Raw genomic sequence first — 13,079 nt, 5'->3', positions numbered from 1 at the left:
CAGGCGGGAGTCACTAGGTCGGCACGCCGCCCAGCGGGGTTTCCCCATTCGGACACCCTCGGATCAAAACTTGCTTATCAGTTCCCCGAGGCTTATCGCAGATTGCTACGTCCTTCTTCGGCTCCAGATGCCAAGGCATCCACCGTTTGCTCTTAAAGACTTGAAATCACATGAGATTGAATCAAAACTCGACCCACACCCGAAGGTGTGTGTCTGAAATTGACTAATGATCTTTAAGATCATCTTGTGCAACCGATCCGAAGATCAGCTGCAAGATGCTCGCGTCCACTGTGTAGTTCTCAAAGTACGGGCGGTACCCCTCCCCACAACCAGCCAAAACCGGAAACAGGAAAAGGTCCAGAGAGTCAGTCCCGACCAAACGATCGGTTCCGGTCCCTCAGGACCCAACAGCGTGCATGTGCCGGCACCAACCCCCACCCCGTTCCGACCACCCGAAGGCGATGTACTAAGAGAGGAAATCTTCCTCCGACACCTTGTCTAATGTTCCACCCATGAGCTCCCAGCAGAAACGTATGTTCTGATCTGGGCTCTGTCACACCCGAAGATGTGCAGTTGCTCCTTAGAAAGGAGGTGATCCAGCCGCACCTTCCGGTACGGCTACCTTGTTACGACTTAGTCCTAATTACCGATCCCACCTTCGACAGCTCCCTCCCCGAGGGGTTAGGCCACCGGCTTCAGGTGTTACCGACTTTCATGACTTGACGGGCGGTGTGTACAAGACCCGGGAACGTATTCACCGCAGCGTTGCTGATCTGCGATTACTAGCGACTCCGACTTCATGAGGTCGAGTTGCAGACCTCAATCCGAACTGGGACCGGCTTTTTGGGATTCGCTCCACCTCACGGTATTGCAGCCCATTGTACCGGCCATTGTAGCATGCGTGAAGCCCAAGACATAAGGGGCATGATGATTTGACGTCATCCCCACCTTCCTCCGAGTTGACCCCGGCAGTATCCCATGAGTTCCCACCATTACGTGCTGGCAACATAGAACGAGGGTTGCGCTCGTTGCGGGACTTAACCCAACATCTCACGACACGAGCTGACGACAACCATGCACCACCTGTTTACGAGTGTCCAAAGAGTTGACCATTTCTGGCCCGTTCTCGTATATGTCAAGCCTTGGTAAGGTTCTTCGCGTTGCATCGAATTAATCCGCATGCTCCGCCGCTTGTGCGGGTCCCCGTCAATTCCTTTGAGTTTTAGCCTTGCGGCCGTACTCCCCAGGCGGGGAACTTAATGCGTTAGCTGCGTCACGGAATCCGTGGAATGGACCCCACAACTAGTTCCCAACGTTTACGGGGTGGACTACCAGGGTATCTAAGCCTGTTTGCTCCCCACCCTTTCGCTCCTCAGCGTCAGTTACGGCCCAGAGATCTGCCTTCGCCATCGGTGTTCCTCCTGATATCTGCGCATTCCACCGCTACACCAGGAATTCCAATCTCCCCTACCGCACTCTAGTCTGCCCGTACCCACTGCAGGCTGGGGGTTGAGCCCCCAGATTTCACAGCAGACGCGACAAACCGCCTACGAGCTCTTTACGCCCAATAATTCCGGATAACGCTTGCACCCTACGTATTACCGCGGCTGCTGGCACGTAGTTAGCCGGTGCTTTTTCTGCAGGTACCGTCACTCTCGCTTCTTCCCTGCTAAAAGAGGTTTACAACCCGAAGGCCGTCATCCCTCACGCGGCGTTGCTGCATCAGGCTTGCGCCCATTGTGCAATATTCCCCACTGCTGCCTCCCGTAGGAGTCTGGGCCGTGTCTCAGTCCCAGTGTGGCCGGTCACCCTCTCAGGCCGGCTACCCGTCGACGCCTTGGTGAGCCATTACCTCACCAACAAGCTGATAGGCCGCGAGCCCATCCCCAACCGAAAAATCTTTCCAACAAGTAACCATGCGATTCTTGTTCGTATCCAGTATTAGACGCCGTTTCCAGCGCTTATCCCAGAGTCAGGGGCAGGTTGCTCACGTGTTACTCACCCGTTCGCCACTAATCCACCCAGCAAGCTGGGCTTCATCGTTCGACTTGCATGTGTTAAGCACGCCGCCAGCGTTCATCCTGAGCCAGGATCAAACTCTCCGTAAAAGAAAAAAACCACATCAACCGGAATAAGGTCGACGCAGCGAGTTTGAACTGACCAAAGAAATGAATCAAACTGACTTCATTTAAAATGCCAACCCCTCCGAAAAAGGATTGGTCTTTGATCCAAAGGAATTCTCAACCACCAACCAAAAGGTCAATGGACGAGGATAATTTGGCATTTGACAAGTGCACGCTGTTGAGTTCTCAAGGATCGGACGCTCCCCCGACCCAGTCATCACAACCAGGCCCGAAGGGCAACTTCTCAATCTTACCCCGCGGCATCCGTTTGTCAAATCGGCGATCCGAGCGAACTCGGTGCGATCTGCGGAACCACAGAGCATCCCCGCACAGCATCTCACCGAGGTGATCTTCTGTGTTGGGGGAGTGTTCAACCGCTTGAGGGGAGCTGGGCCTTGGCCCTTGCTCAACCCTGTGGGGCGAACAGGTAATAACTTACGTGGGATCCGGGGACCCGGCAAATCTCGGCGCCATCCCGGGCGTGTCGTCGGGACCGCCGCAGAACATCCGCCCTGGTCACCGCGACTTTCTGTGAGATCCACCTGCCCGGGCGTACGATCTCGACCATATGGACGCCTCATCATCGCTCCCCTCCCGTCTCGCGACCGAGGCCCTCGCCGTGGCGAGTGTCGAAGCGGTGCTGCGCAGCGTCGGCCTGGATCGGCATCCCGACGCCGACCGGATCGCGACGGCCTATCGCAGCGATCGAGTGCTGCGCGTCGACGGCCGAGCGCCTCAGGTGTGGTCGCACTACTCCGGTTTCTGGCGGGCTGCCGACGGCTGGCTGCGCACGCATGGCAACTACCCCCACCACGCACGCGCCCTCCGCCGTGCACTGGATGTTCCTGCTGAGGTGAGCACGGACGACCTGCGAGCGGTGTTCGCCGCGGCATCCGTCCGGGAGTCCGTCGAGCGCATCACCGGTACGGGTGGTCTCGCCGTCGCGGTGCATCCTGAGGATCCTGCCGAGGATGCGATGCTGCGCGGGCGGCCGCTGGTCGAGATCACCCGCATAGGGGCCCACGGGTCGGAGAGCGCGACCGCCCTCCCCGACCCGACCGCCCCGCTGCGCGGCATCCGCGTGCTCGATCTGACACGGGTGATCGCCGGACCGGTCTGCACCCGCACGCTCGCCCTCCTCGGGGCCGACGTGCTTCGCCTGGATCCGCCGGACCTCCCCGAACCGGAGTGGCAGCACTTCGACACCGGCCACGGAAAACGCAGCGCGCTGCTGGATGCGCGTTCGCCGCAGATGTCCGCGCTGCTGACGGAGGCGGACGTCGTCGTGCTGGGCTACCGGCCCGCCGCGCTCGAACGCCTCGGCCTCTCCCCCGTCACTCTCGCTGAACGGCATCCCGGCCTGGTCGTCGCTCAACTGAGCGCTTGGGGCCTCGAGCACCCTGACCGCGCAGGATTCGACTCGCTCGTACAGGCGGAATCGGGGATCGCGATGATCGAATCCCCCGACGGCGAGCGTCCAGGAGTGCTTCCCGCCCAGGCTCTGGACCACAGCGCCGGCTACTTGCTCGCCGCCGCGATCTGCGAGGTACCCGCAATACGTGCACGGGAGGGCGGAACCTGGCATCTCTCGACATCGCTTCGACGCGTCGCGGCCGAACTGCTGGGAATGCCGCGCCGAGATCGACCGCTGCCGGAGAGGGAGATCGATCTGAGCCTGCACAGCCAGGAGTTCACCTTCGACGGGCACACGATAGCGACGGCGGCACCCGCACTGCCGGGGTTCAGCTTCGCGGCACCACGCGCATGGGGCGCCGACCGGCCACGATGGCGATGACCACGCACAGCCCGAGCGTGAGCATCGCCCAGATCCCGCACGCCGGAGGCAGCACGAGGTAGGCGAGCTGCTGCACCGAGAACCCGGGCGCGAACGGGCCGTGGATCAGGTAGCCGATCGTCCACGCGCCGACGAGGATCACCGGCAGCGAGAGCCACCACACGATGCGGATCCACGTCGGCAGCAGTCGATCATGCGCATCGTGCACGACGCTGCGCCGCAGCCGGAGCAGAGCCCAGATGCCGATGATGACCAATCCGATGATGCTCGAGCCGTGCTGCAGCCACTTGAACCCGGGCAGCGGTCCCCACTTCTCGCCCAGCGCGGGGATGACCTCGAGCCCGATCCGGCCGTCGTGAGTGAAGGCGTCCCACACGATGTGCGAGACGACGCCGAGCAGCAGCGACAGGATGAGCAGCGGGATGTACGACCTCCGCTGACCGATCCCGACAGCGGAGCTCGCGGCATCGGCGGCGGGAGTGCTCCAGTCGCTCGGGAGCCGGCGCGCCAGCCACGACGGCGACAGCTCGGATGCCGCGGGGCGCAGCACCACGCGCCAGATGAGGAACAGCCCGAAGGCGAGCACCATCGTCCAGAGAACGTTCGCGTAGGTGTGCGTGAACGCGTAGCTCACGCCGAATCCGCGGAGGAACAGCGGCAGGTCAGGTGTCATCGCGCCGATCGCGATCGCCGCAGGGACCAGCGGCGTGCGGATGAACGGCAGCGCGAGTACTGCGTGACTCGGCGTGAACGGCATCAGCCGATGAAGACGCCGGCGAGTGTCTTCTTGCCGCGACGCAGCACCGACACCCCTCCGGGCAGACTTCCCTCGATGACCGCGGCGTCGTCCTCGACGCGTACTCCGTCGAGCGAGACACCGCCCTGCCCGATCGCCCTTCGCGCCTCGGAGAGACTCGCGACGAGTCCGGTCTCCACGAGCGCGTCGACGACCGGTGCACCGGCCGCGACCGTCGCGTTCGGGAGCTCCTCGAGCGCGGACCGCAGCGTCGCCGCATCGAGCCCCGTCAGATCGCCCTGGCCGAAGAGCGCCTCGGATGCCGCGATGACCGCTGCCGTCGCCTCGATCCCGTGCACGGTCGCGACGACTTCGAGCGCCAGGCGCTTCTGCGCGGCACGACGGAACGGCTCGGTCTCCACCAATTGCGCGTACTCCTCGATCTCGGCGCGCGTGAGGAACGTGAACACCTTCAGTCGCTCGATCACGTCGGCATCGGCCGTGCCGAGCCAGAACTGGTACATCCGGTACGGGCTGCACATCTCGGCATCGAGCCAGATCGCGTTGCCCTCGCTCTTGCCGAACTTCGTGCCGTCGCTGTTCGTGATCAGCGGGGTTCCGATCGCGTGCGCCGACTTGCCTTCGACGCGGTGGATGAGGTCGGTGCCGCTGGTGAGGTTGCCCCACTGATCGCTTCCACCGGTCTGCAGCACGCAGTCGTACTGGCGGTAGAGCTCGAGGTAGTCCATTCCCTGCAGGATCTGGTAGCTGAACTCGGTGTAGCTGATGCCGGCGTCGGAGTTCAGGCGTGCGGCGACGGCGTCCTTCTTCAGCATCGTGCCCACGCGGTAGTGCTTGCCGATCTCGCGGAGGAAGTCGATCGCCGACATCGGCGCGGTCCAGTCGAGGTTGTTCACCATGCGCGCGGCGTTGTCGCCCTCGAAGCTCAGGTAGCGCTCGACCTGCGCACGCAGACGGCCGACCCACTCGGCGACGGTCTCGGGCGTGTTCAGCGTGCGCTCGGCCGTGGGTCGGGGGTCACCGATGAGTCCGGTGGAGCCGCCGACCAGACCGAGCGGCTTGTGCCCGGCGAGCTGGATCCGGCGCATCGTGAGCAGTTGCACGAGGTTTCCGAGGTGCAGACTCGGAGCGGTCGGGTCGAATCCGCAGTAATACGTGATCGGGTCTCCGGCGAGAAGGGCGCGCAGCGCCTCCTGGTCGGTGGACACGTGGACGAGGCCGCGCCACACGAGTTCGTCCCACACGTTCTCGAACGTGCGGTCGATCGCGGGTTCAGCAGTCGTCAGAGCAGGATTCGACACGCGCTCCAGGCTATCAGCGCGGCAGCGCCCGCCTCGTCAGCGCGGATCGTCCTCGAGCTCGCGGATGTAACCGGCGAAGCCGGGGACCGGTATCGTGACGCGCCCGTGCCCTTCCGAGCGGATGAGACCCTTCGCGATCAGGCGGGCGCGCACCGAGGACAGGCTGCGGGAGGACACGTCGAGCACGTCGGCGAGATCGCCTCGATCTGCGGCGTCGCCGTTCTCCTGCAACCAGGCTACGGCGACGAGGAAGCGTCGCTGGTTCGCCGTGGTGTTCGCCCAGCGTGCGGCGAACAGGTTGCGGAGGTCCCTGTCGACGCTGGCGCGCGCGGTCTTCACATGACGCTGCGTGATCGTGCCACCGGCATCCGGTCGTCCTGCGGCGACCCACGCCGCGTCTCCGTACAGCTGCACTGCATACGGGTAGCCGGCGGCCAGCTCTGCCGCGAGTTCGAGAGCGTCCGGCTCCCACGTCACGTCCAGCTCGAACGCCGGATCGCGCAGGGCCGCCACCTGCGCGCCGACCGACAGCATCTCGAGCGGGCGGTATGCGAAGCGCTCGCTGAAGGTGACGGCATCCGCGATCTGCTCCGGTGCGTTGGGGAGGCCGGCCGCATAGACGGCGGCGGGGATGTCGGATGCCTCGGCCTGCAGATGCTGCCATGCGTATGCGAGCGTGCGGATGCCGTCGGCATCCGCCGATTGCACCTCGTCGATGAACAGGATCAGCGCCTTCACCCGCCGCCGATCATCGGTGGTCGCCCTGACGAGCTTCTCGAGCGCTCGTGCCCCGACCGTCTCAGGAGGCGGCGTCTTGGTCTTCGCGCTGACTGATGCGATCCCCGGCACTCCCACCGTGACGGTCAGCGCATCGAGGTTCTCGCGGATCGACGCGGCCGTCGCCTGGGGCCAGGAGTTCGTCGCCTCGCGGATGCCTTCGACGATCTGCGCGATCAGTCCGCTCTGCTCCCCCGCCGTCACCCATATGCAGAGCACGTCGCGCTCCTCGGCGAGGCGCTGGTACGCGCGCAGCAGCGACGTCTTGCCGATGCCCCGCTCACCGAATGCGACATGGATGCGCCCGATCAGCCGCTGCAGGTCGACCAGCAGCGACAGCCGCTCGGTGAACTCGTCGATCAGCTCGCCTCGTCCGGGGACGGCGCGGGCGATCTCGCCAGGAGTGTACGGACTCGGTTGCATCGGACCTCCGTCGGAGCGGGATACTCAGAGATACTTCGCGCCAAGTATCTCGTGGTATCTGCGTGCAGTCAACGACCGATATCGTGGCGACCATGATCGACTGGACCGAGGGAACGTGGACCACTCCGCCTGCCGACAGCAGCGTATCCGAGAGCGGTGACTCCGATCGCCATCTCGACGTGACCGCACGGGAGGGCAGCGACGCGTGGCGTCACACGGCCTACGGGTTCGTGCACGAGAACGCGCACGCCCTGCTGGCACCGCTCGCGGTCGGTGAGGCGATGGAGGTCTCGTTCCGCGCACCGTGGGAAGGGCAGTTCGACCAGGCGGGTCTGTACGTCCAGACGGACGACGAGCACTGGATGAAGGCCGGCCTCGAGTACGCCGACGGTCATCTCGGACTCGGCGCCGTCGTCACCGACATCCGCTCGGACTGGTCGGTCGGGTACGTCGATGACTGGCACGGCTCGGAGATCACGGTGCGGGTGAGCCGCTGGGCTGACGCCTTGATCGTGCGTGCGCGCGCCGACGACGGCGCATGGCGCCTGGTGCGCGTCGCACCGTTCGACGGGGATGCCGTCGCCTCAGCCGGTCCGTTCCTCGCTGCACCGACGAGCGCGAGCCTGGTCGTGAGGTTCACCCGCTGGGAGCGCGGCGCCGCTGACGAGGCACTGCACTAGACGGTCGCGTCGATACGCGCGTCGGTGCCCGCCTCAGAGGCCGAGCGCGTGTGCGGCGCCCTGCGCGCGGGCGATCAGTTCCGCCCGCTGCTCGGCGACGCGGATGGGGGCGGTGCCGCCGGCGCCCGTGCGGGACGCGACCGAGCCCTCGATGCTCAGAACCTCGCGCACCTCTGGCGTGAGGTGCGGTGAGACCTGCGCGAGCAGTTCGTCCGATGCGTCCTCGAGTCCGATCCCCTGCGCTTCGCATGCCTTCACGAGAGCGCCGGAGATCTCATGCGCGTCGCGGAACGGCACACGCCGCTTGACGAGCCACTCCGCGACGTCGGTCGCGAGCGAGAACCCCTGCGGCGCGAGCTCGGCCATCCGCGCGGTGTCGAAGGTGAGGGTCGCGACCATCCCTGCGAAGGCCGGCAGCAGCACCTCGAGGGTGTTCACCGAATCGAAGACCGGCTCCTTGTCCTCCTGCAGGTCGCGGTTGTACGCGATCGGGAGGCCCTTGAGCGTGGCCAACAGCCCCGACAGGTTGCCGATCAGGCGGCCGGACTTGCCTCGAGCGAGCTCGGCGATGTCGGGGTTCTTCTTCTGCGGCATGATGCTGGAGCCGGTCGACCAGCTGTCGTGAAGCGTGACGAAGCCGAACTCGCGCGTGTTCCAGAGGATGATCTCTTCCGCGAAGCGGGATACGTCCACACCGGTCATCGCGGTGATGAAGGCGAACTCGGCCACGACGTCGCGCGCAGCGGTGCCGTCGAGGGAGTTCTCCGCCGGACGATCGAGCCCCAGTTCGCGCGCGACCAGTTCGGGGTCGAGGCCGAGCGTGGATCCGGCGAGCGCTCCCCCGCCGTACGGCGAGACGCCCGCGCGCACCCGCCAGTCGACGAGTCGCTCGAGTTCGCGGACGAGCGGCCAGGCGTGCGCTTGAAGGTGGTGCGCGAGCAGGACGGGCTGCGCGTGCTGCAGGTGGGTGCGCCCGGGAAGGATGGCCTCAGGGTGCGCCTCGGCCTGTGCCACGAGCGCGTCGATCACGCGCAGGATGTCGCGGGCGATGACCTTGGCGTGGTCGATCAGGTACATGCGCACCAGCGTCGCGATCTGGTCGTTGCGGCTGCGGCCGGCGCGCAGACGCCCTCCGAGCTCGGGTCCGAGTTCGGCGATCAGCGCCTGCTCGAGCGCGCCGTGCACGTCTTCGTCCCCTGGTGCAGGAAGTAGAGTCCCGTCGGCGACCCGCTGTGCGATCGCGTCGAGGCCGGCATGCATCTGCTGCTCCTCGTCGGGCTCGAGGTAACCGGCAGCGGCGAGCGCTTTGGCGTGCGCGTGGGATCCGGCGATGTCGTAGGGCGCGAGGATCCAGTCGAAGTGCGTGGATCGGCTGAGTTCAGCGAGCTCGGGCGAAGGTCCGCTTGCGAATCGTGCACCCCAGAGTGCGCCCTCGTTCGTGCCGTCGTGCTTCGCGTCGCTCATGGTTCCAGCCTAGCGGCGCGCGCCAGTGGGCCCAGCGGCCGACTGCCTTATGGCGAGCGACGTTCAGCGCGCAGCAGCATCCTGTCCGACCGATCGCGTCGCACGTTCGAGCAGCCATTCGAGCGGGCCGCGGCCGAGGAACAGCGCCCACGCCGTGCACCCGATGAGCGTGCCGATCGTCATCGGCCAGAACGGCTCGAGCATGATGAAGCCGAAGTAGTCGGTGGTGTCGCCGAAGGCGATCAGCATGACACCCGCCCAGACCAGCAGCTGTGCGGTGTAGGCGGTGAGCGGCATCGCCCCGGTGGCACGCACCGGCAGGGTCAGCATCCGCACCGCATCGATACGGCACAGCAGGAGGCATGCTGCCAGCACGGCGATCGCGAACCCTCCGGACCCGACGACCTCGAGCACACCGGATGAATGCGGTTCCGCCGTCCAGACGTCGTCCCAGTACGCGCCACCCGCGGGCGCGGTGAGCTCGGCGAGTCCGTATCCCCCCGTTGCGAGCGCTGCTCCGCCGACCAGCATCCGCACCTGAACGGCCGTTCTCGTCACCCCCGCCCGCGCGACGCCGAGTCCCGCGAGCACGAAGGCCAGCCACACTGTGAACGGGTAGTGCCAACCGATCATGGCGTCGAGCTCGTCTCGGAACGGCTCATCCCAGATCGGCAGCGCATCGAGTGCGGGCTGCACGAACGGCATGATCACGGCGATGGCCGCCGCCGTCCAGAGCACGACCCGTGCGCTGAGCCGCGTGAACGGCAGCGCGAGCAGGAACAGGATCGCGTACGCGGGCAGGATGACGAAGACAGGGACCCCGGTGAGGATCAGGAGGATGCCGAGCACCAGCAGCATCAGCGCGCGAAGCACCAGCCGCCACAGCGCCCACGTCATCCGTGCGCCGGGGAACGGGGTGCGCCCGCCGGTTACGAGGCCGATCGATACACCGGCCAGGGTGGCGAACAGGATCGACGATCGTCCGTCGACGACGGCCGTCCAGGTCGACGGGTCCGTCCAGATGAAGCGATCGGCCGTCAGCAGCAGGTGCGCGGCGAACATGCCGATCACCGCGAGACCGCGAGCGAGGTCGACGCCCGCGATGCGTGAGGGCCCGTTCAGACGGCGCCAGTTGCCGCGCACGCGTTCCTTCCAACGGATCGGGGAACGCGTGCGCCTGCTCGACATGGCGTCAGTTCTGGCGGAGCAGCCAGACCAGAAGCGCCTTCTGGGCGTGCAGACGGTTCTCCGCCTCGTCCCAGACGACGCTCTGCGGCCCGTCGATGACCTCGGGGTCGACCTCGTACCCGCGGTCGGCGGGCAGGCAGTGGATGAAGATCGCTTCGGGGTCCGCGAGGCTCATCGTCTCGCCGGTGACCTTGTACCCGCCGAGGTCGCGGATGCGCGCGATCTTCTCCTCTTCCTTGCCCATCGACACCCAGGTGTCCGTGACGACGACGTCGGCGCCGGCCGCTGCTTCCACCGGGTCGGTGTAGAGGGTGATGGACCCACCGGTCTCCGCAGCACGGCGGTCGGCCGCTTCGATCACGTCGGCGCGCGGCGCGTAGGACTCCGGTGAGGCCATGCGCACGTGCATGCCCGCGGTGACTCCCGCGAGAGCGTACGAATGCGCCATGTTGCTCTGCGCGTCGCCGAGGAACGTCAGCGTGAGCCCCTTCAGCTCGCCCTTGTGCTCACGGATCGTGAGCAGGTCGGCGAGCAGCTGGCACGGGTGGAAGTCATCCGACAGCGCATTGACCACCGGCACGCGGGTGCCCCTGGCCATCTCCTCGAGACCGGACTGCGCGTACGTGCGCCAGACGATCGCGGCGACCTGGCGCTCGAGCACACGCGCGGTGTCGGAAGGCGTCTCCTTGCCGCCGAGCTGGCTGTTCGCGGTCGAGATGATCAGCGGCGAGCCGCCGAGATCCGCGATTCCCACGGCGAACGAGACCCGGGTGCGGGTGGATGACTTGTCGAAGATCACCGCGACGGTCTGGGGGCCCGCGAGCGACTTGTCGGCCCAGCGGTCCTTCTTCAACTCGACGGCGAGGTCGAGGATCTCGGCCTGTTCGGCCGGAGTGAGATCGTCGTCGCGCAGCAGGTGGCGGGTCATGCGGTTACCTTCCCGGTTTCGGATGCCGCGAGCTCGGCACGCACGTCGGCGAGCGCGGTGGCGAACAGCGTCTGGAATTCTTCGATCTCGATGTCACCGATGGTGAGGGCGGGCGCGATGCGCACCGTCTCGGGGTTCGCGGCGTTCACGATGAGACCGCGCTTCTGCGCGGCGGCGACGACCTTGCCCGCGACCGGAGCTGTCAGAGCGACGCCGATGAGCAGCCCGCGTCCGCGGACGCTGCTGACGAGCGGCGACCCGATGCCTTCGATCACCGTGCGCAACTGCACACCGCGAGCGGCCGCGTTGTCCACCAGGCCTGCACTCTCGATCTCGCCGAGCACGGCGTTCGCGACGGCCGTGCCCAGCGGGTTGCCGCCGAACGTCGAACCGTGCGACCCGGGGGTGAACAGTGAGCTCGCCGCACCGAACGTGACGAGCGCGCCGATCGGGAAGCCTCCGCCGATGCCCTTGGCGAGAGTGATCGCATCCGGGGTGATGCCCTCGTGGTTGAAACCGAACCACGCGCCGGTGCGCCCCGCGCCGGTCTGGATCTCATCGACGATCAGGAGCGCGCCGTGCTTCAGCGTGAGCGAGCGCGCCGCCGCGAGGTAGCCCTCCGGAAGCTCGACGACGCCCGCCTCGCCCTGGATGGGCTCGACGAAGACCGCGGCCACACGGTCGTCCAGTGCCGCCTCGAGCGCCTCGATGGTGGCGGGGATGTGCTCGACGCCGCCGGGCATCGGCTCGAAGGGTGCGCGCATCGCGGCCTTCGCCGTGATGGCGAGGGAGCCCATGGTCCGGCCGTGGAACGCGTTCTCCAGCGCGATGATGCGCGGCCGCTCCGCACCACCGTGCAGGCGGGCGAGCTTGAAGGCGGCTTCATTGGCCTCGGCTCCCGAGTTGGAGAAGTACACGCGGCCGTCGATGCCGGCGCCGGCCAGGCGCTTCAGACGTGCCGCCAGTTCGAGCTGCGGAGGCGTGGCGAAGTAGTTCGACACGTGTGCGAGCGTCGCAGCCTGCTTCGAGATGGCGTCGACGAACACGGGATGCGCGTGGCCCAGCGACGTCACGGCGATGCCGGCGAGGAAATCGAGGTGGCGGGCACCCTGGTCGTCCCAGAGGTACGAGCCCTCGCCACGGGTGAGCAGCGCGAAGCGCTCCCCCGCGTTGAGTACCAGATCCCGTGCTGCGTCTTCCTGCCAGACGGTCATGCCGTCACCCCTGATTCTCCGAGTACCACTTCAGTTCCGATTCCCTTGCTGGTGAACAGTTCGACGAGTACCGAATGCGGCACGCGCCCGTCGATGATGGCCGCGGCATCCACCCCGCCCTCGACCGCGTCGAGGCACGCGCGCATCTTCGGGATCATCCCCGATTCCAGCGACGGCAGCATCTCGGTGAGCTGCGCCGAGGTGAGGTGCGACACGAGCGACTCGCGGTTGGGCCAGTCGGCGTAGAGCCCTGGCACGTCGGTGAGGACGACGAGTTTGCGGGCGTTCAGCGCGACGGCGAGGGCGGATGCCGCGGCATCCGCGTTCACGTTGAGCGACTGACCTGGGTGATCCAGGTCTGGCGCGATGCTGGAGATCACCGGGATGCGTCCGGCTGCCAGGTGATCGAGCACGGCCGTGGGGTGGGCC

10 protein-coding genes and 2 rRNA genes are annotated in these 13,079 nt (G+C 66.2%); 2 read left to right on the top strand and 10 right to left on the bottom strand.

All coding sequences use genetic code 11. The annotated features are described in order from the left end of the window. Positions 1–166: ribosomal RNA gene (locus ACNPNP_RS20050) — 23S ribosomal RNA — on the bottom strand; the annotation flags it as partial. A gap of 418 nt (positions 167–584) precedes the next feature. Further along, a 16S ribosomal RNA gene (locus ACNPNP_RS20045) occupies positions 585–2,108 on the bottom strand. A 583-nt stretch (positions 2,109–2,691) separates the two neighbouring features. Between ACNPNP_RS20045 and ACNPNP_RS20040 the strand changes: the two genes are divergently transcribed. Continuing rightward, a complete protein-coding gene (locus ACNPNP_RS20040; protein ID WP_448967788.1) occupies positions 2,692–3,918 on the top strand; it encodes a CoA transferase in 1,227 nt (408 codons plus the stop codon). Here ACNPNP_RS20040 and ACNPNP_RS20035 read toward each other — a convergent pair. Genes ACNPNP_RS20035 through ACNPNP_RS20025 form a run of 3 tightly spaced genes read right to left on the bottom strand, consistent with a single transcriptional unit; the run spans position 3,866 to position 7,176 of the window. Beyond that, positions 3,866–4,675, bottom strand: coding sequence for a DUF4184 family protein (locus ACNPNP_RS20035; RefSeq protein ID WP_448967787.1), 810 nt, complete (start codon positions 4,673–4,675; stop codon positions 3,866–3,868). The genes ACNPNP_RS20040 and ACNPNP_RS20035 overlap by 53 nt on opposite strands. Beyond that, a complete protein-coding gene (gene tyrS, locus ACNPNP_RS20030; RefSeq protein WP_448967786.1) occupies positions 4,675–5,976 on the bottom strand; it encodes a tyrosine--tRNA ligase in 1,302 nt (433 codons plus the stop codon). The genes ACNPNP_RS20035 and tyrS overlap by 1 nt, the downstream gene beginning before the upstream one ends. A gap of 36 nt (positions 5,977–6,012) precedes the next feature. Beyond that, positions 6,013–7,176, bottom strand: coding sequence for an ATP-binding protein (locus tag ACNPNP_RS20025; protein ID WP_448967785.1), 1,164 nt, complete (start codon positions 7,174–7,176; stop codon positions 6,013–6,015). Between the two features lie 92 nt (positions 7,177–7,268). On the opposite strand from ACNPNP_RS20025, the gene ACNPNP_RS20020 reads away from it, so the two are divergent. After that, positions 7,269–7,856: a DUF1349 domain-containing protein gene (locus tag ACNPNP_RS20020; RefSeq protein ID WP_448967784.1), complete on the top strand. Its 588-nt coding sequence runs from the start codon at positions 7,269–7,271 to the stop codon at positions 7,854–7,856. Positions 7,857–7,889: 33 nt separating this feature from the next. On the opposite strand, the gene argH is transcribed toward ACNPNP_RS20020, so the two are convergent. The 5 genes from argH to ACNPNP_RS19995 form a co-directional block, all read right to left on the bottom strand. Further along, positions 7,890–9,320: an argininosuccinate lyase gene (gene argH / locus ACNPNP_RS20015; RefSeq protein ID WP_448967783.1), complete on the bottom strand. Its 1,431-nt coding sequence runs from the start codon at positions 9,318–9,320 to the stop codon at positions 7,890–7,892. A gap of 63 nt (positions 9,321–9,383) precedes the next feature. Next, a complete protein-coding gene (locus tag ACNPNP_RS20010) occupies positions 9,384–10,508 on the bottom strand; it encodes a heparan-alpha-glucosaminide N-acetyltransferase domain-containing protein (protein WP_448967782.1) in 1,125 nt (374 codons plus the stop codon). Positions 10,509–10,512: 4 nt separating this feature from the next. Further along, on the bottom strand, positions 10,513–11,436 hold the full coding sequence (argF, locus tag ACNPNP_RS20005; RefSeq protein ID WP_448967781.1) for an ornithine carbamoyltransferase: 924 nt from the start codon (positions 11,434–11,436) through the stop codon (positions 10,513–10,515). Continuing rightward, positions 11,433–12,650, bottom strand: coding sequence for an acetylornithine transaminase (locus tag ACNPNP_RS20000; RefSeq protein ID WP_448967780.1), 1,218 nt, complete (start codon positions 12,648–12,650; stop codon positions 11,433–11,435). Before ACNPNP_RS20000 ends, argF begins: the two co-directional genes overlap by 4 nt. After that, the coding region (locus ACNPNP_RS19995; protein WP_448967779.1) for an amino acid kinase family protein at positions 12,647–13,079 on the bottom strand (433 nt) is incomplete at its 5' end. The genes ACNPNP_RS20000 and ACNPNP_RS19995, both read right to left, overlap by 4 nt.

This window comes from Microbacterium xerophyticum (genome assembly GCF_053543555.1).
The sequence above is the reverse complement of the archived record's forward strand: the minus strand, read 5'-3'. Positions and strand labels throughout refer to the sequence as shown.